The organism is Alteromonas sp. ABH4_456, from assembly GCF_056160645.1.
Genome location: NZ_JBSWXO010000002.1, coordinates 120,878 through 139,914, shown reverse-complemented (window position 1 = coordinate 139,914; position 19,037 = coordinate 120,878). Strand labels below are relative to the sequence as shown.

Annotated in this window: 17 protein-coding genes; 7 read left to right on the top strand and 10 right to left on the bottom strand. The window is 50.0% G+C overall.

Features of this window, described 5'->3' with window-relative positions:
• From ACXAG2_RS03695 to ACXAG2_RS03680, 4 genes are all read left to right on the top strand, one after another.
• The gene (locus ACXAG2_RS03695) at positions 1–957 is read left to right on the top strand and encodes a YVTN family beta-propeller repeat protein (protein ID WP_474841808.1); all 957 of its coding nucleotides are present in this window, start codon (positions 1–3) and stop codon (positions 955–957) included.
• Complete coding sequence (locus ACXAG2_RS03690; protein WP_474841806.1) at positions 954–1,691, top strand: ATP-binding cassette domain-containing protein; 738 nt, start codon at positions 954–956, stop codon at positions 1,689–1,691. Before ACXAG2_RS03695 ends, ACXAG2_RS03690 begins: the two co-directional genes overlap by 4 nt.
• Positions 1,688–2,485 carry an ABC transporter permease gene (locus tag ACXAG2_RS03685; RefSeq protein WP_474841804.1) on the top strand — a complete coding sequence of 266 codons (798 nt, stop codon included), beginning with the start codon at positions 1,688–1,690 and terminating at the stop codon, positions 2,483–2,485. Before ACXAG2_RS03690 ends, ACXAG2_RS03685 begins: the two co-directional genes overlap by 4 nt.
• A 74-nt stretch (positions 2,486–2,559) precedes the next feature.
• Positions 2,560–3,225 carry a response regulator gene (locus ACXAG2_RS03680; RefSeq protein WP_119502941.1) on the top strand — a complete coding sequence of 222 codons (666 nt, stop codon included), beginning with the start codon at positions 2,560–2,562 and terminating at the stop codon, positions 3,223–3,225.
• Between the two features lie 57 nt (positions 3,226–3,282).
• On the opposite strand, the gene ACXAG2_RS03675 is transcribed toward ACXAG2_RS03680, so the two are convergent.
• The 3 genes from ACXAG2_RS03675 to ACXAG2_RS03665 all read right to left on the bottom strand — a co-directional run bounded on the left by ACXAG2_RS03675 (position 3,283) and on the right by ACXAG2_RS03665 (position 4,531).
• Positions 3,283–3,585, bottom strand: coding sequence for a type II toxin-antitoxin system RelE/ParE family toxin (locus ACXAG2_RS03675; protein ID WP_474864647.1), 303 nt, complete (start codon positions 3,583–3,585; stop codon positions 3,283–3,285).
• Positions 3,573–3,830, bottom strand: a complete 258-nt coding sequence (locus ACXAG2_RS03670; protein ID WP_474864645.1) for a type II toxin-antitoxin system Phd/YefM family antitoxin — start codon at positions 3,828–3,830, stop codon at positions 3,573–3,575. The genes ACXAG2_RS03675 and ACXAG2_RS03670 overlap by 13 nt, the downstream gene beginning before the upstream one ends.
• Before the next feature lie 92 nt (positions 3,831–3,922).
• Positions 3,923–4,531 carry a LysE/ArgO family amino acid transporter gene (locus ACXAG2_RS03665; RefSeq protein ID WP_474864643.1) on the bottom strand — a complete coding sequence of 203 codons (609 nt, stop codon included), beginning with the start codon at positions 4,529–4,531 and terminating at the stop codon, positions 3,923–3,925.
• Positions 4,532–4,643: 112 nt separating this feature from the next.
• Between ACXAG2_RS03665 and ACXAG2_RS03660 the strand changes: the two genes are divergently transcribed.
• Positions 4,644–5,531 (top strand): LysR family transcriptional regulator ArgP, encoded by an 888-nt coding sequence (locus ACXAG2_RS03660; RefSeq protein WP_474864642.1) that lies wholly within the window; start codon positions 4,644–4,646, stop codon positions 5,529–5,531.
• A gap of 21 nt (positions 5,532–5,552) precedes the next feature.
• Here ACXAG2_RS03660 and ACXAG2_RS03655 read toward each other — a convergent pair whose 3' ends face one another.
• The 7 genes from ACXAG2_RS03655 to ACXAG2_RS03625 form a co-directional block, all read right to left on the bottom strand.
• Complete coding sequence (locus ACXAG2_RS03655) at positions 5,553–8,246, bottom strand: hybrid sensor histidine kinase/response regulator (RefSeq protein ID WP_474864640.1); 2,694 nt, start codon at positions 8,244–8,246, stop codon at positions 5,553–5,555.
• On the bottom strand, positions 8,212–9,423 hold the full coding sequence (gene nosP, locus ACXAG2_RS03650; protein WP_474841797.1) for a nitric oxide-sensing protein NosP: 1,212 nt from the start codon (positions 9,421–9,423) through the stop codon (positions 8,212–8,214). Before nosP ends, ACXAG2_RS03655 begins: the two co-directional genes overlap by 35 nt.
• 67 nt (positions 9,424–9,490) lie before the next feature.
• The gene (locus ACXAG2_RS03645) at positions 9,491–10,222 is read right to left on the bottom strand and encodes an ABC transporter ATP-binding protein (RefSeq protein ID WP_474864638.1); all 732 of its coding nucleotides are present in this window, start codon (positions 10,220–10,222) and stop codon (positions 9,491–9,493) included.
• Positions 10,219–11,055 carry an ABC transporter permease gene (locus tag ACXAG2_RS03640; protein ID WP_474864636.1) on the bottom strand — a complete coding sequence of 279 codons (837 nt, stop codon included), beginning with the start codon at positions 11,053–11,055 and terminating at the stop codon, positions 10,219–10,221. Before ACXAG2_RS03640 ends, ACXAG2_RS03645 begins: the two co-directional genes overlap by 4 nt.
• The gene (locus ACXAG2_RS03635) at positions 10,997–11,965 is read right to left on the bottom strand and encodes an ABC transporter substrate-binding protein (RefSeq protein WP_474864634.1); all 969 of its coding nucleotides are present in this window, start codon (positions 11,963–11,965) and stop codon (positions 10,997–10,999) included. Before ACXAG2_RS03635 ends, ACXAG2_RS03640 begins: the two co-directional genes overlap by 59 nt.
• A 116-nt stretch (positions 11,966–12,081) precedes the next feature.
• Positions 12,082–13,599 (bottom strand): acetaldehyde dehydrogenase ExaC, encoded by a 1,518-nt coding sequence (gene exaC / locus ACXAG2_RS03630; RefSeq protein ID WP_474864631.1) that lies wholly within the window; start codon positions 13,597–13,599, stop codon positions 12,082–12,084.
• A 141-nt stretch (positions 13,600–13,740) separates the two neighbouring features.
• Complete coding sequence (locus ACXAG2_RS03625) at positions 13,741–14,907, bottom strand: porin (protein WP_119502933.1); 1,167 nt, start codon at positions 14,905–14,907, stop codon at positions 13,741–13,743.
• Between the two features lie 371 nt (positions 14,908–15,278).
• Between ACXAG2_RS03625 and ACXAG2_RS03620 the strand changes: the two genes are divergently transcribed.
• Together ACXAG2_RS03620 and ACXAG2_RS03615 are read left to right on the top strand one after the other, a co-directional pair.
• On the top strand, positions 15,279–17,372 hold the full coding sequence (locus tag ACXAG2_RS03620) for a TonB-dependent receptor (RefSeq protein ID WP_474864629.1): 2,094 nt from the start codon (positions 15,279–15,281) through the stop codon (positions 17,370–17,372).
• A 295-nt stretch (positions 17,373–17,667) separates the two neighbouring features.
• Positions 17,668–18,960 (top strand): NAD(P)/FAD-dependent oxidoreductase, encoded by a 1,293-nt coding sequence (locus tag ACXAG2_RS03615; RefSeq protein ID WP_474841785.1) that lies wholly within the window; start codon positions 17,668–17,670, stop codon positions 18,958–18,960.
• Positions 18,961–19,037: the final 77 nt, after the last annotated feature.

Below are 19,037 nucleotides of genomic sequence, written 5' to 3'. Positions count from 1 at the left end.
ATGAAGTCGTTGGTTCTCCCCGCAATGATGCTGTTCGCCACCCCTGCTTTGGCGGGTGTTGCTTATGTGTCGAACGAAAAAGATGACACATTGACCCTCATTGATACCGGTTCACTGGAAGTAATTGAAACCATCGAAGTGGGTATGCGGCCAAGGGGGATTATTTTCAGCAATGACTACAAATATCTGTATATCTGCGCCAGCGATTCCGACGCAGTGCAGGTATTGGATGTGAGTACCAACAGGATCATCCATAACCTGCCTTCCGGCGAAGATCCCGAGCAGTTCGCGCTGCATCCTAATAACCATCATCTGTATATCGCCAATGAAGACGATGCCGTAGTCACCGTTGTTGATACGGAAAAACGGGATGTGATTGCACAAATTGACGTGGGTGTAGAGCCTGAAGGCATGGCCGCCAGTCCCGATGGTAAATGGGTTATTAATACCTCTGAAACCACTAATATGCTGCACTGGATTGACGCCTCAAATCAGCAACTGGTAGACAACACACTGGTCGATCAGCGTCCCCGCCACGTGGAGTTTACCAAAGACGGCAAAACTGTCTGGGCTTCTTCAGAAATTGGCGGAACCGTTTCCATTGTTGATGTGGACAGTAAAGCGATTACGCAGGTGATTAATTTCAAAATTCCGGGTGTACACAGGGATAAAATTCAGCCTGTGGGCGTGAAACTGACTGATAACGGTAAATATGCGTTTGTAGCACTGGGTCCGGCGAATCACGTAGCGGTGGTCGATGCGAAAACCTATGAAGTGCTGGATTATCTGCTGGTGGGACGTCGCGTATGGCAACTGGCCTTCGCCAACGATCAGTCTTTACTGTTTACCACCAATGGTGTGAGTGGCGATGTATCAGTCATCGATACAGATAAATTAAAAGTAATCAAAACCCTGAAAGTGGGACGTTATCCCTGGGGCGTGGCGGTGAAGCCATGAGTTTAGCGTTATCTGTCGCTGGCTTGCAGTTCGGTTATCAGCAAAAGGCAGTACTGCACAATGTGAACCTGAACCTGGAACAGGGCCGTTTCTACGCGTTACTTGGGCCGAATGGCGCGGGTAAAAGTACGCTGTTTAACCTGCTTTGTCAGTTGCTGCAAAGTGCGGAAGGTGACATTTTTGTCGGCGGTTATGATACAGCCAAAGCCCCGCGCAAGGCGTTAGCGGCATTGGGTATCGTGTTTCAGCAAAGCACGCTGGACTTAGATTTAACCGTTTACCAGAACCTGAATTACCACGCTGGCTTGCACGGCATGTCTGCCTCTGCAACGAAAGACGCCATAGCGCGGGAACTGGCCAGATTTGATTTGACCGGGCGGCAGCATGAGAAAGTGCGCTCATTAAACGGTGGCCACCGCCGCAGAGTAGAAATTGCCCGCGCGTTGCTGCATGAACCCGCCATTTTATTGCTCGACGAGGCCAGTGTGGGGTTGGATATGCCCACCAGAGACAGCATAAACCGCCATATTCGCGACCTGTGCTCTGAGAAGGGCATTACGGTGTTGTCATCTACCCATCTGGTGGATGAAGTCTTGCCTGAAGATAATCTTATCCTGTTACATCAGGGGAGCATTTTACTGGATATGCCCTGTCAGACTGCACTCACTGAATATCAGGCCGGTGACGTAAAAGCCCTGTACCGGCAACTGACTACACAGGATGACGCAGCATGAAGTACTGGATGGCATTCAAAGGCATTGTGGTGCGGGAGATGTGGCGTTTCTGGCATCAGAAGGCGCGGCTGGTCAGTGCCCTTGTGAGGCCGTTATTGTGGCTGATTGTTTTTGCCGCCGGTTTCAGAGCTGCACTGGGTATCGCTATTATCCCGCCATATGACACCTACATTACTTATGACGTGTACATTATGCCGGGTCTGGCGGGCATTATTTTGCTGTTCAACGGCATGCAAAGCTCACTGTCCATGGTGTACGACCGTGAAATGGGAAGTATGAAAGTGCTGCTCACCAGCCCGCTTCCCCGCCCGTTTTTACTGATAAGTAAGCTCATTGCCGGCGCTATTATTTCGTTACTGCAGGCCTATGCCTTCTTTTTGCTGGCGTATCTGCTGGGTATCGAAGTACCGGTTATGGGCTACATATACGCAGCACCGGCATTGCTGGTTGGTGCATTAATGCTTGGCGCTTTGGGGCTTTTGCTGTCATCTTTCATCAAACAACTGGAGAACTTTGCCGGTGTAATGAATTTCGTGGTGTTTCCCATGTTTTTTCTTTCATCTGCGCTGTATCCGTTGTGGAAACTGAAAGAGTCGAACGAGTGGTTATACTGGATTTCGCAACATAATCCTTTTACCCATGCAGTAGAACTGATTCGCTTTGCGTTATATGAGAGCTGGAATCCCACCGCAGGTTGGGTCACCTTTGCAACTACCGTCGTATTCTGCGGGATTGCAATTTGGGGCTACGATCCTAAACGTGGAATGCAACAAAAGAAGAAGCCGGGTAAATAACCCGTGCATAGTGCTCGACAGGCCTGTGCGGAATTTACTACTATCAGTCATGAATTAACAAAAGGTTTACAATTATGGTAGAAATCCTGGTTGCAGATGATCATCCACTGTTTCGCTATGCCATTACCGACTTTGTCGAGCGGAATATAGCAGAAACAAAAACCATTACCTGTACAGACCTTGATGCTGCAATTGAAGTGGCTGAAGAGAATCCTGATATTGATTTGGTGCTGTTAGACCTGAACATGCCGGGTATGGACGGCCTGAACGGCATTGTACGGTTTCGTAATCAATTTCCCGAAATCCCTATTGTGATTGTCTCTGCGGAAGAAGATAAAAATGTGGTGCTGCAAGCATTTACATATGGGGCAGTGGGTTTTATCACCAAGTCATCCAGCTGTGAACAGATTGTCGCTGCGTTAGAGCAGGTGCTTTCCGGCCAGGTTTATCTGCCACCGGATATTATCCGTAAAAGTGGTACCGGCAAGCCGAAAGATGAGAACAGCGCGCAGCAAATTGACCCTAAATTAATTGCAGCACTGACTCGCAGACAACTGCTGGTGTTTGAGTGTATTGCGAAAGGCAAATCGAACAAGCAAATCGCCTACGAGCTGAATATTGCGGAGACCACCGTTAAAGCCCATGTTTCGGCCATCTTAAATAAGCTGAATGTACATAACCGGATTCAGGCTGCATTGTGTGCGGCGAGTATCGATTTCAATCACTATCTGATGCGTTGAAAAAACAGAATAGAATTTACCGGAAGTGGCTGGCCGGCATGGCTGGTCGCTTAGGTATTATTTATTACTTAAGAGAAATTTACGTAAATCCCGTTCTTCCCGCATGACGTATAAAACAAACACCTTGTCTTCTTCCCGTTTGTAAAAAATCCGGCAGGGACTCACAACAACTTCACGATAATTTAAATGCTCAAGTTCTGGCGGAATTCGTCCGGATTCAGGAAAGGCTTCCAGGCGCTCTACTTTAAAAAAAACTGATTGAACAAGTTGTTTAGCCGCAGCGACATTTTCTAACGCAATATATTCAGCAATATCATTCAGCTCTGATAACGCTGGTTCTGTCCATATTATTTCAGCCATTTTGACATGCTATCTTGAGCTTCTGAATGACTGATAATTTTACCGTCAGAGAGAGCACGCTCTCCCCGCGCTATGCCTTCAAGAAGAGACAAGCGGTTTTGCATAAACTCATAGTCACTTACATCTACTAGATAAGCTGAAGGTATGCCATGCTCTGTTATCAAAACAGGTTCTTTTGTATCACGTAAATCAGCAAGAATTTTTGTCGCCTGCCGCTTAAGCGATGTGACCAATTCTACTTTCATACACTCTGTCTCCGGTGGATCCTCAAGTATCACTTAAGTGATACTATTCTATCGCTCACACTTTGACAAACTGGAAAGAGACTTTGCCGGGTTCAGCCAGCAGGTGTGTTGTATAACTGCCAGGCGATGGCGCAGAGTGCTACAGCAATAATGCTGTCGAAAATACGCCAGCGAAGCGGGGATTTCAGCAGCTTTTTCAGTGCCGGAGAAAACAGCACCAGACTGCCGAACCACAATACTGAACCGGTTGTCGCCCCAAATGCAAATACCAGCGGTTCAGGTTGCAGCGCACCGATACTGCCCAGCAGAACAACGGTATCCAGATATACGTGAGGGTTGAGTAAGCTGATTGCCAGCGCGGCAAGGCTGGTTTTCCACCATGCTTTGGCAGCTTTTTCTGCATGAAGAGTCAGGCCCGACGACCCTTCGTAAGCCCGTTTGGCCGCACCAAAAGCAAGATAAAGCAGAAATGTTACACCTGCCCAGGTCAGCCAGGGAATGAGTCCCGGGATCCAGGTTTTGATTTCACTGGCGGTAAAAACGCCGAGAAAAATCAGTACGGCATCACAGAGTATGCAGGTCAGGGCAATTGCCAGCCGGTTAGCACCGGCCATGCTTTGACTGAGCACCCAGATATTTTGTGCACCAATAGCAATGATCAGGCTCATACCTAATCCCATTCCGGATAAAAATGATTGCACAACGGGCTCCCGGTCAGTAATTCAACAGTTGATGACAACACACAGGCGCTAGATTAATGGCATTTTTACTATTAATCTAATGACTATATCTATCTATACATTCCTGAAATTCATGATCGATTATCAGTTACTTGATGCGCTGTCCCATGTGGTTGCGGAAAAAGGCTTTGAGAGAGCGGCGAAGAAAATGTTTCTGACCCAGTCGGCGGTCAGTAAACGCATTCATCAGTTAGAAGCACTGCTGGGACAGCCGGTACTGGTGCGGACACAGCCTCCTTCTGCAACGGCACTGGGCAAAAGACTGCTTAATCATCTGCAGCAAGTCAGACAACTTGAAGTGGCTCTGAACGTTCAGGGTATTGCCGGTCACGATGTTCAATCCGGTCCGTTGACTGTAAAGCTTGTGGCTAACGTGGATTCACTGGCCACCTGGTTACCGGCGGCACTGGCAATTACGGAAGAAGAACCGGGGTGTCAGTTTCAGTTTGAAATCATCACGGAAGATCAGTCCATCGCCTTGCAGCGCATGAAAGCGGGAGAGGTTATGGTTTGCATATGCTCATCAGCAGAAGCGGTAAACGGGGGCAAAGTGAGCTCACTGGGCGCACTCCGGTATAAAGTGATTGCGAGCCCTGCGTTTATTCGCCGGTACAACATTTCCGGTCCTGAACAGCTCAGCGATGCCCCTTGCCTGGTGTTTAATGAACACGACAGGCTTCAGCACGATTTTTTACAGGAAGTAAACGGCACCACACCCTCTCTGGTGCATCTGTGTCCATCCTCTGAAGGGTTTAAACAAGCTATGCTGGCGGGTATAGGATACGGCTTGTTACCTGTGCTGCAACTGAATAAAGAACTGGAAAACGGCGAGTTAGTCGACCTGATGCCGGGTTATCACGTGGATACGCCTCTGTACTGGCATTACTGGCAAACAGAAAGCCCGCAACTTAAAACACTTCGGGAGTTTGCCCTGCGCGAATCTGCAAAGCGGTTGGCTTAGTTCACGTCATGGCGCCTGAAGTTATTCCCCGGCCTTCTTCGACATCAGGTTGCTTAAGGCCAGTTTCATTTTATGGGGTTTCACCGGTTTATTAAGTAATGAGTAGCCTTTTGCCCGCACAGACTGTCGTAATTCATTGGTGTAATTCGCCGTAATCATAATGACCGGCGTGCCGGTTCCCAGTTCCCGCTCAACGATTTCAAGGGCGTCGAAACCGGTGTCGCCGTCATCAAGGTGGTAGTCAGCGACTATGATGTCGGGTTGCAAGTCTTTCAGCCAGCCCTCTTTACCCAAATCTTCAAGTGTCTGCACACTGGTCACCTGAATTCCCCAGCCGCCAAGCAACTCTTCCATACCGGCGCAAATGGCTTCATCGTTATCAATGATAAGCAGGTTTGCGCCTTCAAGATGACTGTTAAATCTGTCCTGTACGGCGGATTTACGGGGCAAGTCAGACGTTAATCGTTGGGTGCCGTAGGGCAGGGTAACGGTAAAGCAGGAGCCTTTGCCTTCAACGGACGTCACATGGATTTTATGGTTCATCACGGTGGAAAGTTTATCCACAATAGCCAGACCTAAGCCCAGTCCCTGGTCATGACGCCGTTTCTTCGCTTCAACACGGTTAAATTCCTGGAAGATATCACTCAGTTTATCTTCGGGAATGCCGATCCCGGTATCGCACACCTGAATTTCCAGACCATGTGCCCGTCTGCGGGCACCTAAAAGGATTGCGCCTTCATTGGTATACCGGATAGCGTTACTGAGCAGGTTGCGAAGAATACGGGCGAGCAGATAGCCATCCGAGTTCACTACACGGGAAGAGTTGCGGAAACGGAATTTCAGGCCTCTGGCTTCTGCCTGTTGACGGAATTCATTCTCAAGGTTGTTCATGAGATCTTCCACAGCAAAGTCGTCCAGCACCGGCTCTATCAAACCGGCCTCAAGCTTGGAGATATCCACAAGTGCCGTGATCAGCGACTCCAGATTCTCCAGCGAATAGCTCAGTGAACTGGTCAGTTTCTGTGCTTCCGGTTGCAGCGTCTGCTCTGCCAGTGCACTGACAAATAAACGGGCTGAATTCATTGGCTGCAACAGGTCGTGGCTGGTTGCAGCGAGAAATTTACTTTTTGACTCGTTAGCGTGCTCTGCTTCCCGCTTGGCTTCCAGCAAGTGGATTTGCGCCAGTTGACGGTCTTCAATTTCTTTGCGCAACTGGGCATTTATCTCAGAAATCTTCTTGGTACGCTGGTTTACACGCTGTTCCATGTAATCGTAAGCATGCTTAAGTGCCTTAGCGGTGCGCCGCTGCTCGGTAACGTCCTGCTCCAGTGCGAAGAAGCCGACTACATTGCGCTCCTGATCGAAGTGAGGAATGTAGGTTTTGTTGGAAATCCGGCTGTTGCCGTTATCCAGTGTACTTTCAACTTCAAAATTGACTGATTGCCCTAGCATTGCCCGTTCAATATATATTTGCAGGTTACTGAACGTTTGCTCGCCCAGTACGTTACGCAGATGGTGACTGATGATTTCCGAGCGGGAGCGGTGATACCATTTTTCAAACTCCCGGTTCACGAATTCATAGCACATGTCTTTATTGACGTAAGAAATCAGTGCCGGCATAGCATCGGTAATCAGACGGATGCGTTGCTCACTTTCCTGCAGCGCACGTTGATGATGACTGCGTTCAGTGATGTCGGTAAAGGTGTTCAGCATGCCGCCGGAAGGAATGAGGTGGCTTTTGAACAGCAATACGATGCCGTTTTCCAGCACCACCTCTGTTTCACCAAAGCCATCATCGTTCAGGCATTCGTCCATGGGTAAGGCCGGCACTTCACGCAGGGCGCTGTTTGCCAGCAACTGGTTGTATTTTACACCCCGTTTTACGTCGGCTTCTTTCAAGCCGGCGAACTCCAGGAACTGCTGATTCCAGGTTTCCAGCTCGTTGTTTTCGTTGATCAGGGCCACCGCTTCTGTCATGTTTTCCAGCGTCGACTTCAGCAACTGGGCCTGCTCAGCCATGGCCGTCTGATAACGCAACTCTTCTGTCTTTTTGATGTTGGTGATATCGGTGTATACCACCACCAGGCCGTTCTCAGCGGTTTTACGCTCAGACATCTGGATCCATGTGCCGTCTTTCAGTTTGAAAATGGTCTGGGTAATGGACTCAGGAAAAGCACTGACTTTTCTCTGTACTTTACAGCTGTGATCAACCAGAGGCAGTGATGCTGCGGTAATTTGCTGAAAGGTGGTAACGCCAATCTCAAAAGCAATGCCAAAGCGGGTCCAGAATTCACGGCAGCGGTTGTTCACCAGTACCATTTTGCGGTCGGCATCAAACAGAACAAAGGATTCGGAGATACTTTCTATGGCATCTGTAAGACGCTGGCGGTCCTGATCAGAAGAAATCCGGCTTAATTCAGCGTCATGGCGGGCCTGGTCTAACTGCTGGTTCGATTCTTCCAGACGGTGCAGCGTTTGCTGTAACTTAAATGTCCGTTCTTTGACTTTGTCAGCAAGCAGAGCGGCATCTTCGAAAGATTGATAGGCATCGCTGTGGTTGCCCCATCCCATTTCAACACGGCGCATCAGCACTGCGTTTATTTTGGTCAGCTTTTCATTTTCGTAACGCAGGCGCTCCAGCTCGTCTGAAGCGACGTCGTTATTGACTGCCGGATAAGGGCTATGTGAGGGTAAGGTCTGGGTTGGCCTGGTCACGTGGATATCCTATAGCAACACCGGTAAAGGTATGGTTCAGATGTAACCCGTTGATTTGTTCACCGTAAGTGCTAAAGCCAATGACATTGTGTTCCATGTACAGTTCAGACATATCTTCTTCAAGCTGATACTCGTCGATTTCCGCCCGGCGGTGAATACAGTCAAAACCGATGAGTAACTGAATTTCACCGACTGATTCTTCCAGCAAATTGAAAATCATTGATGTATGCGACAGCAAGCCCGGCGATGTCATCTGGGTAAGCACAACACCGGCATCGATGGCGCAGAAGAAGGTAAGGCTTAAATCATCATTTACCTGTTGAATGCTGCGGATATACAGATGATCACCAATCTGAACTGCCAGCGGATACATGGCAAAGGTGCGGGAATTCAAATCTTCCAGCTTCAGATTGTTAATACGGCAGTATTCCAGCGCAGCGGGTTCGGCATTAAATTCCTGCACTACCCGTAAATCCGGCGAGACCTGAGTCACGACCAGCTTTTCCTGCATGGGAGCAAGATGATGCTGACTGAATACTTCGAAATTGCAGGCCGTATTCACCAACATAAACACCGCAGCGTCGCTGTAAAACTTGCCGTTGTAAAACACCTGAGTATCAACAAAATGTTGATCGTCACCGGCGGAACCACCTACCAGCGGGATTTCATGCAGGCTCTCGCTCAATGCATTAATCACCAGTTCCTCACGCACAGATAAACCGTCGAGCAGCGACAGTGCAAAACATTGCTTATCAATGGGTGAAGACGTGACAGCCTTTTTGCGCAGGTTATTCAGCATACCGTCAACCAGCGTATCCGCATCGCTTTTGGTAAACGCAGCAAGATTTTCAATCAGCACAGATTCCACAGCAAACAGGGACTGACTCAGCCCGAATGCACTGATGCTGTGTTTTTTGTAGCCCAGCGGGGTAATTTCACCTGCAGAAGTACAGCCGATCACCGTAATGTCCGGAAAATAACGGGATAACTCCCGCGCTAATAATTCCAGCGGATAGCGGGTGCAGCAGTAAAAAACTACACAGGTTGGCTCACAGGGAGCAAGTGCACGGTAAATCTCCGCGGCAGCTCTCACCGGGTCTTGTTGTTCACTCCCGGCGCGGGCTACACCGCTGACGATGTCCTGCGCGACAGCCAGTTGTGCTTGTTGACGACTCATGTGTCCTCCAGAGGTATGGAGGAATAATATCTGTTTCACAATTGCTTAACAACAATGATGTGTTGGTTTACATGGTTTTGCGTTCATCAGCATTCCCGTACAACAGTCCCGGCCAGGCACGATACAAAGGCTCACAAACATCGCTGACGGCTTTGTCATGTAAATATCTGGGGCGGGGCAAAGTGATAAATTCCTGATGTTTCAATGTCATAGGATTCGCGTCTAAAATCAGTACGCGATCGGCAATAGCAACGGCCTCCTTCAAATCGTGGGTAACATAAATAATGCTGAAAGGCGAAGTTGCCTTCAGCGATAGTACGCACTGGCGCAAACTCTCTGCAGCCGGTGCGTCAAGAGACGAAAAGGGTTCATCCATCAGCAGGACACCGGGTTTGAACATCATCGCCCGTGCCAGTGCCAGCCTTTTGCTCATACCGCCGGAGAGCTGTGACGGATACTTCTCAGCCTGTGACTCGAGGCCGGTGAGTGTGAGTAAAGACAAGGCTTCGCCGGTGGGATCCTGGTGGTCAGGCGGCGCGACCAGAGTGACGTTTTCCAGCACGGTGAGCCAGGGCATCAGGCGGGCTTCCTGAAACATGAGTCCGGGCGGACGTTGATCATCAAAAATGATGTCGCCGCTGAAGTCTTTATCAAGACCGGCAATAATGTTTAACAGGGTACTTTTCCCCGCTCCGGATGGCCCCACCAGGGCAACAATTTCATTCTCGCCAGTATGAATAGTCAGGTCTGAAATCAGTGTTGTTGCTGCAAATGCCTTGTGGCGGATATGAATGTTCATGATTTACGCCACCCCGACAGCCTGTTTTCCAGCGGGCGCAGGGCAAGGGCTTCAATCCCGTACACCACAGTAACGAAGGCAAGGGTGTAGGCCAGAATGGCTGTGATATCGAATAGCTGAAAATAGCTGGATAACTGAAAGCCGACGCCATCACTGCAGCCAATCAGTTCAACCACCAGCACAATTTTCCACACCAGCGCCAGTCCGCCCCGTGCCGCGGCAATCAGATATGGCGTAATTTGAGGCAGATATACTTTTCTGAAAGTGCGCAGCCGCCCCAGACGGTAAACCCAGGCAACATCCATGAGTTTCGGGTCGATGGCCCGGGCGCCTTCCCGTAACGTGACGGCAACATTGGGCACTTTATTGAGGATGACTGCAATAATGGCGGCTGATTCGTTCAGACCAAACCAGATAAAACACAGAATAATAGTAACCAGAGCAGGTACGTTCAGCATCAGCGTCAGTAAACTGTCAGTCCATGCGTCCACTTTGCGGTTGTGGCCCATCGCCAGCCCCAGTGCAGTGCCAAGTATCATGGCGGCAGAGAAAGCGATGGCGACCCTGAGCAGGGTTTGTGAAAGATGCAGAGGCATGGTTCCCTGCCACTCTTCTGCCAGTCTGATGAATACCTCAGAGGGAGCCGGAAGCAAAGCGGGATTAAAAACGGCAACGGCGAGTTGCCAGCTGATAAGCAAAAGCACAACGGATGTGAGCCGTTTGAAAAACGGCAGTTGATACCAGCGTACGGTGTCTTCAGGAAGACAATGCACGTCAGTGTCGCTGCCAGAGTATGTCTGCTGGCAGTGCGTTGAGCGGGCCGGTGACATCATTCTCTTCCTGATTGCGGGAAAGCATTTCGAACACCGCATTCAGCGATGCCTGTGTGTCCGGGGGCGTTGTTGTCATCGCACCGGTGCGGAATCCGTCCATCAGCCAGGGCTGCGACGAAGCCGGGTATTTCGTAAAAGCCGGCAGTGTCGCCCAAAGACTGTCATCGGTTTGCATGCGTTGCCTGATTTCTGCCGACATGGCGAGAAAGTCGTTAATTGCCTTGCTGTGCTGTGAGGCCCATGCTGCAGAAAATATCCAGCCCAGTAACGGTGCAGGTGCTTTTATTCCACTGTTGTTCAGCAGGGTTTGCATGGTGAGCAGAGTGCGCATGCCCTGCGCGTTAAGTTGCGCTGCAAAGTGCCAGAAGTTAATCACGCCGTCCAGTTCACCTTGCTGAACCAGTGCGTTTAACATGGGGGGCGCAGCAAATTTTACCTGAATATCTTTACCCAGCTCGAGGCCGGCGGTCTGCTGAATGTATGCCTTGTACAACACCCAGTTCTTGTTGGTTTTGCCACCCGCGATGCCTAAGGTTTTCCCTTTTAAGTCTTTCAGGGTTTGAATATTACGATCGTTACGCACCACCAGTTGACCGCCGTTAGTTGACCAGGGCGCGAAACGGTAGTCGCGGGAGAGGGCTTTTTGACGGGCGACCCATAGCCAGTCATTGAGGATAACGTCGACTTTGCCACCCTGAAGGGCAACCAGTAATGCCTGAGTGGATGCCAGAGGAACAGTCTCTACCTGAATATCATAATTGTTCTGCAAACCGGTGTTGCTGATGGCCTGCATTTCCCAGTTCACCGTTCCGTATTGCAGTACCCCCACGCGCACCGTCTCTTTGGCCACAGTGAGGCCGGAAAACAGCAGAAAGCAGGCAATGATAAGGATTCTGAACAGTGACGTCATAGAATAGGTTACGTGTCGAAAATGCTTGGAATACCTTACAAAGCGTAGACCAGATTTTGAAAAAGGTACCCGCCAGAGCGACGGGTACCGGACTTACGCCTTTTCAGGCAACGCTTTTAGAAAAAGCCCAGCGGGTTAACGTCGTAGCTAACCAGTAAGTTCTTAGTCTGTTGGTAGTGATCCAGCATCATTTTATGATTCTCACGACCTACACCAGATTTTTTGTAGCCACCGAATGCAGCATGTGCAGGATAGTGGTGGTAACAGTTGGTCCAGACCCGGCCAGCTTCAATACCACGACCCATGCGATATGCACGGTTCATATCACGGGTCCACAAACCTGCACCCAGACCAAACTCAGTATCATTGGCAATGGCCAGAGCTTCGGCTTCATCTTTAAAGGTTGTTACGCCAACCACAGGGCCGAAGATTTCTTCCTGGAACACACGCATTTTATTGTTACCTTTCAACAACGTAGGCTCGATATAGAAGCCTTTGTTGAAGCCTTCAATGCTGGCAGGGCCGCCACCGATAAGTACCTCCGCGCCTTCTTTCTTACCAATTTCCAGATAGCCCAGGATTTTGTCGTACTGCTCAGCAGATGCCTGCGCACCTACCTGAGTTTCTGTATCCAGCGGGTTGCCACGCTTGATTTGCTGAGTACGGGCGATAACCAGAGAGATGAAGTCATCGTACATATCTTCCTGGATAAGGGCACGTGAAGGACAGGTACATACTTCACCCTGGTTGAAGAAGGCGAGGACCATACCTTCCACACACTTGCTCAGGAATTCGTCTTCGTGCTTCATAACATCGCTGAAATAGATGTTAGGCGACTTTCCACCCAGTTCTACGGTTGAAGGAATGATGTTCTCCGCCGCACACTTCAGGATGTGAGAACCAACCGGGGTGGATCCGGTAAAAGCAATTTTTGCGATCCGCTTACTGGTTGCCAGTGCCTGACCCGCTTCAGCACCGTAACCGTTGACCACGTTAAGTACGCCAGGAGGCAGGAGGTCACCGATTACTTCCATCAGTACCAGAATTGAAGCAGGTGTCTGCTCTGCAGGTTTCAGAACGATACAGTTACCTGCAGCCAGTGCCGGTGCAATTTTCCATGCAGCCATCAGCAGCGGGAAGTTCCACGGAATGATTTGGCCTACAACGCCCAGAGGTTCATGGAAGTGATAAGCCACAGTATTGTTGTCGATTTCACCGATTGAACCTTCCTGTGCACGAACACAGCCGGCAAAATAACGGAAGTGATCAGCAGAAAGAGGAATATCGGCATTCAGGGTTTCACGTACAGCCTTTCCGTTATCCCAGGTTTCAGCCACTGCGAGCTTTTCCAGATTCGCTTCGATACGGTCTGCAATTTTCAGGAGCAGGTTAGAGCGCTCAGTCGTTGAGGTTGAACCCCAGGCAGCTTTTGCTTTGTGAGCGGCGTCCAGCGCCAGTTCGATATCTTCAGCGGTAGAGCGCGGGATAGAACAGAATACTTCGTTGTTTACCGGTGAAACGTTATCGAAATACTGGCCTTTTACAGGCGCGACCCAGTCGCCGCCGATGTAGTTGCCATACTGTTCTTTAAACGTTACAACCGAGTCTTGTTGTCCAGGTGCTGCGTAAATCATAGTTATTACTCCGGTTTTCAATTTTAAAAGCGTTGCCAGATACCGGGATTCAGCCTGCAGGCAGAGAATGCGCTGTCGCGGCTCCGGTCCCAGTGACCGGAAATACGTGTCCTTTGTTTCTCTGGCATTGAAACTAAGGGCTTAGAAATTCACGATACCGCCGATTGCGATAGTGTCGGCTTCTTCATCACCTAAGATGCCGGTAAACTCGCTGGTGGCGTATTCAACGGCAAATGTCACGTTGCTGTTGTAGTTGTAGAACCACGCAACCTGCATCCCCTCATGTCCAATATAGTCGGCATTTTCGATTTCGTTTTCGCCGTAAGACACAACAAAGCGGTGCGCGTCCATTTTGTAAGAGCCCTGAACGAGGTAACCCGAACTGTCCAGCTCATTCATATTCATGTCGTACATGGTCACAGGGCCAAGGCCAAGCGCTGCTTCGGTTGGGCCAAGCAGGATGCCGATGCCTTCCCCTGTGTAACCTGATGCGTGCAGAGTAAAGTCACCCAGACCTACTTTGACGCCGTAAGAAGTACCTGTAGAGTCGATGTCACCCATGGTGTCTGACTCTGAAGTTTGATTCAGGAAGCCCACCCAGGCTGTCACGTTACCGCCGTCAAAGTCTGTGCTGTACGTTGCCTGAGCTTCAATGCGCGGAGCTGATTCCTGACGGTCGTCGGCGGCATTAACTGGTGAAGGATCGATTGCAGCGATGGCGACTTGCAGGCCACCTGCGAAAGTAGGTGAGGTATAACGAATTTGAGATGCCGGCATCGGATAGGTATAACCGCTGCCGATGTTACCGAATGACACGCCCTGTCCGTCAATCAGGCCCAGTGTGTCATTCACGTTGCCGTAACCAAGCAGGATTTCGTCGAGGAAGATGTTGTTACGGTTAAACAATGTAAAATCTTTACCCAGCAACACTTCCCCCCAGTCTGAACCTAAAGTGGCGTAGAACTGACGCACATCGATACCGGTAGAGGTAACACCTGTGTTACTGTCGTTGATTGTGACCCAGAAAGATGAGCGGCCACCGATTTTAAGACCGTTAACTTCTTTGCTGAAGTTCATGCCCAGCCAGTTTGGCAGAAAGCCCATTTTGACCCGTGACTGATCACGTGAAGTACCGGCAGCATCGCTTTCAGAGCTGCTGTTCACGTAAAATGTGTTGAAAGACGCGTCTACTGATACCGTGGCGACTTCTTTGTCGTCGTACAAAGTAACGGCAGCGTTTGCGCTTGAGCAAACCAGTGCGGATACGGCTAAGGCAAGAGGCTTGAGGCTTACGTTCTTGTTGTTCATGTGTTTCACCTATCTTCTGATTGTTTAGTTTTCGTATAGGCGGAGCAACAATTCACATCGATCCCGGGTTACTCATGCCCATTGTCCGCTGATTCGTTGCCAGCGAACTTTTTTGATGTTTCGAGTATTGTTGTCAGGGGCAAAATTGGAAACTCGTCGATAGGGTGGAATCCGTTACACTTTAGTCCGCCAGTGAAATGCATCCGAAGGAGTAGTTCCAAAGTAGTAGTTATGTCAGTGGCTTCCGGGGGGACTGCAAAGTAGCAGGACAAAATGCCATAAAGTGCCCGTGAGACGGGCTTCTCCGGCTGAATTTTTCCACCTACTATGAGACTGATTCATAGTGTCAGAACACCATGTATGAGAGAGTTATGACCGCAAGATATCCCTTCACATCACGGCTTACCGTGCTTGCTCAGGCCGTACTGTTTGCCGCAACGGTCTCACCGGCAATCGCTGCAGAGAGCGAGTCTTCCATTGAACGCATTACCACCACGGCAACACGCACAGAGACCTCAGCCTTCAGACAGCCTTTTTCCGTCAGTGCGGTGGATGGGAACGCTCTGACACTTCTTTCTGCCACCCATATTGAAGAAGCCCTGAACCAGATTGCCGGTGCTCAATTACAACGGGGTAACGGACAGGAATATCTGCCGGCATTACGTTCACCGGTATTTTCAGGCGCTGGCGCCTGTGGCGGGTTGCTTACCGCTGAAGACGGTATTCCGTTAAGAGCCGCTGGCTTTTGTAACATTAACGAGCTGTTTGAAGCTCACAGCGAAATGGCGCAGCGCATCGAAGTACTAAAAGGGCCCGGTTCTGTATTGTACGGCTCTAACGCCGTACATGGCGTGATTAACGTGATCACGCCTGATACTACCCGTGGCGGTGGTATGGCGGGTGTTGATTACGGCTCTTACGGATACAGCCGTTATAAATTACGTTCCGGCTATGATGCCGGAAACACCGGGGCAGGCATCAACGCCAGTGTGACCCGTGATACGGGATACCGGGTTGATGAAGGCGTCGATCAGGAAAAAGTAAACTTACGACATCGCTATGACGGTAAGGCTTTTTCGGTCAATTCCGGTCTCACCTATACTAATCTGGAGCAGGACACCGCCGGCTACATCAGCGGTACAGACAGTTATAAAGACAAGGCGCTGGCACAGGGGAATGAAAACCCCGAAGCTTACCGCAATGCGCGATCGTTTAGACTGTGGTCGAAAGTGTCTTTGTCGCTGGACAATGGTGACGACATCATTGTGACCCCGTTTGTGAGAGACCAGGACATGGACTTTCTCATGCACTTTTTGCCCGGTCAGCCGGTTGAACAAAATAGCCAGCGCGGCGCCGGTATACAGTCCCTCTGGCGGCACAGCATTTCTGACAATATAACCCTGCGCACCGGTATTGACGGTGAATTCACCGAAGGTAACTTACTGCAATATCAGGACGGCGCTACAACTGGCTCCGCGTTTCTGATAGAAACTATCCCGTCGGGTAAGCACTACGATTACAGCGTTGATGCTGCTGTGATTGCCCCTTTTGCCATGGTGACCCGGGAGTATGGCCCCTGGGCATGGTCGGCAGGTGCCCGTTACGAGCACATGCGCTACGATTATACCAACAACATGAACAGCGGCAGGGTGCGTGAAGACGGCACAGCATGCGGAATGGGCGGCTGTCGTTATACCCGCCCGGAAAGCCGTGAAGACACGTTCAGCAATTTCTCACCGAAACTCGGTGCAGCCTATTCGATAGATGATAATACGCTGGTTTATGCCAACATTTCACGTGGTTACCGTGCCCCCCAGGCGACTGAATTGTATCGCCTTCAGCGCGCTCAAACCGTTGCAGAGTTAAAGCCTGAAGTGGCCGACAATATTGAGCTTGGCCTGAAAGGAAAGGGCGGGTCGCTGCGCTACAATATTGCCGTATATCACATGGATAAAGACAACTTTATCTATCGCGACAGTGATTACTATTACGTTAACAATGGTAAAAGCCGTCACGTGGGCGCAGAGGCAGAACTGGAATGGCAAATAAACCCCGAATGGGCGCTGATTGTGGCCGGAACCGTGGCAAAGCACACCTATCGCCATTCAGAACTTTCCGGTGATATTGATATTCGCGGCAATGATATGGATACCGCTCCCCGCCACGTCGCGAATACCCAATTGCGGTACACACCCACGGAAGCCATTACGGCGGAATTAGCATGGCAACACATGGGCAGTTATTATACTGACCCCGAAAATGCACATAAATATGACGGCCATGATGTGGTGGATTTACGGTCAAGCTGGGACATTAATCCGGCACTGACGGTTTACGGCCGCATTAATAACCTGTTTGATGAAGCATATGCAGAGCGGGCAGACTACACGTCGTTCAGCGGCGACCGTTATTTTCCCGGTCGTCTGAGAAACTATATGGTTAGTCTCGTTTATCGTTGGGAATAATATTTCCAGCCGTATGTAAGGTGGTATCCGGCGCTTCTGGCCGGGGAAGGCGTTGATTCGAAGTACGTTTGGCGCGCGGATGGGGGGAGCGTTGATTTCTCAGAACCGTCAGCCGCAGGGAAGCGGCTGCCGAGGCCCCATGGATGGGTTTACGCCGTGTTCTGAAAATCAACGCTCCCCTCAGCCAGAAGCGCCATAAGTTTCCGCAACACGGCCACCTGCAGTTTTTCGAGCTATTGGATGACACCGTCCTCAAGACATTCAATAGCTGGAAAAATTGCTTTAAGGAAACATTATGAAAAAGATCGTCGTTGTAGGCGGTGGTGCAGGAGGCCTGGAGCTGGTTACCCGGTTGAGTAAGAAACTGGGCCGGAAAGGGTTAGCTGAGGTGATTCTGGTCGATCGCAGTAAAACTCACGTGTGGAAGCCATTACTTCACGAAGTCGCTGCGGGCGTTATCGATAAAAACTCAGACGGTGTCGATTACCGTATGCATGCGGTGCGCAACAAGTATCAATTCCAGCTTGGTAATATGCAACGTCTAGACAAAGAGAACAAACGCATTGTGTTAGACCCTCTCTATGACGAAGACGGGCATCAAATTCTGCCGGAGCGTACCATCGAATACGATTACCTCGTACTTTCCATGGGCAGTGTATGTAACGATTTTGGCACGCCGGGTGTGGCAGACCACTGTTATTTCCTCGACTCCCTGTCGCAGGCCGAGCGCTTTCACAAGGCACTGCTCAATCAATTGCTCAGAGTGAATCAATCCTGTACTGACCAGGAAGTTATTCATGTGGCCATTGTTGGTGGCGGTGCCACAGGCACAGAGCTGGCGGCACAACTTCACCACGTAGCCAATCTTGCCCGTGCTTACGGCATGCCGGAGATGTCTGCTGAACGTTTAAAAGTGTCTATTTTAGAAGCCGGTCCCCGTATTTTACCTGCATTGCCCGAACGTATTGCCGGGTCAGCGAAAAAAGCGCTGACAGACTTAGGGATCGACGTACTGGAAGGTGCCATGGTGTCTGAAGCCACAGAAAATGGCTTTAAAACTAAAGACGGTAAAGAAATCGATGCCGATCTGCTGGTGTGGTCAGCAGGGGTAAAAGCGCCGGATTTCCTTGTTGAGATGGATATTTTCGAAACTAACCGTGCCAACCAGATTCTGGTCAATGAACATCTGCAAAGCACCGTCGATAACGATATTTTTGTGATTGGCGACTGCTGCGGCTTTAAACAGAAAGATGGTTCTTGGGTGCCGCCACGTGCCCAGTCAGCCCATCAGATGGCCAGTGTGGCGGCGGCCAATATCATCAATATCTTTAAAGGCGCGCCCCTTAAAAACTATGAATACCGTGACTATGGTTCGCTGGTACACCTCAGTAAATACAGTACTGTGGGCAGTTTGATGGGCGCACTGGTTAACTCCAGTATGTTCATTGAAGGGCGTCTGGCGCGGCTGGTGTATATCTCTTTGTACAACATGCATCAGTATTCAGTGCACGGGTGGTTTAAAGGCACAATGACCTTACTGGGCCGCAAAGTGAGTAACTTTGTGGGGCCGAAGTTGAAGCTGCATTGATAGTGAGATATGCCGGGTGAACCACCCGGCATTTTTTTATTATGTTTGAAGTCAGAGCATCCACCTCAAACAGGGAT

Excerpts from the sequence above, each read along its gene's own strand:
- ACXAG2_RS03615 (WP_474841785.1), top strand. The coding sequence starts at position 17,668 with ATGAAAAAGATCGTCGTTGTAGGCGGTGGTGCAGGAGGCCTGGAGCTG.
- nosP (WP_474841797.1), bottom strand. The coding sequence starts at position 9,423 with ATGAGTCGTCAACAAGCACAACTGGCTGTCGCGCAGGACATCGTCAGC.
- ACXAG2_RS03695 (WP_474841808.1), top strand. The coding sequence starts at position 1 with ATGAAGTCGTTGGTTCTCCCCGCAATGATGCTGTTCGCCACCCCTGCT.
- ACXAG2_RS03640 (WP_474864636.1), bottom strand. The coding sequence starts at position 11,055 with ATGATGTCACCGGCCCGCTCAACGCACTGCCAGCAGACATACTCTGGC.
- ACXAG2_RS03620 (WP_474864629.1), top strand. The coding sequence starts at position 15,279 with ATGACCGCAAGATATCCCTTCACATCACGGCTTACCGTGCTTGCTCAG.
- ACXAG2_RS03670 (WP_474864645.1), bottom strand. The coding sequence starts at position 3,830 with ATGAAAGTAGAATTGGTCACATCGCTTAAGCGGCAGGCGACAAAAATT.
- ACXAG2_RS03625 (WP_119502933.1), bottom strand. The coding sequence starts at position 14,907 with ATGAACAACAAGAACGTAAGCCTCAAGCCTCTTGCCTTAGCCGTATCC.
- ACXAG2_RS03685 (WP_474841804.1), top strand. The coding sequence starts at position 1,688 with ATGAAGTACTGGATGGCATTCAAAGGCATTGTGGTGCGGGAGATGTGG.
- ACXAG2_RS03635 (WP_474864634.1), bottom strand. The coding sequence starts at position 11,965 with ATGACGTCACTGTTCAGAATCCTTATCATTGCCTGCTTTCTGCTGTTT.
- ACXAG2_RS03680 (WP_119502941.1), top strand. The coding sequence starts at position 2,560 with ATGGTAGAAATCCTGGTTGCAGATGATCATCCACTGTTTCGCTATGCC.
- ACXAG2_RS03675 (WP_474864647.1), bottom strand. The coding sequence starts at position 3,585 with ATGGCTGAAATAATATGGACAGAACCAGCGTTATCAGAGCTGAATGAT.
- exaC (WP_474864631.1), bottom strand. The coding sequence starts at position 13,599 with ATGATTTACGCAGCACCTGGACAACAAGACTCGGTTGTAACGTTTAAA.
- ACXAG2_RS03660 (WP_474864642.1), top strand. The coding sequence starts at position 4,644 with ATGATCGATTATCAGTTACTTGATGCGCTGTCCCATGTGGTTGCGGAA.
- ACXAG2_RS03645 (WP_474864638.1), bottom strand. The coding sequence starts at position 10,222 with ATGAACATTCATATCCGCCACAAGGCATTTGCAGCAACAACACTGATT.
- ACXAG2_RS03690 (WP_474841806.1), top strand. The coding sequence starts at position 954 with ATGAGTTTAGCGTTATCTGTCGCTGGCTTGCAGTTCGGTTATCAGCAA.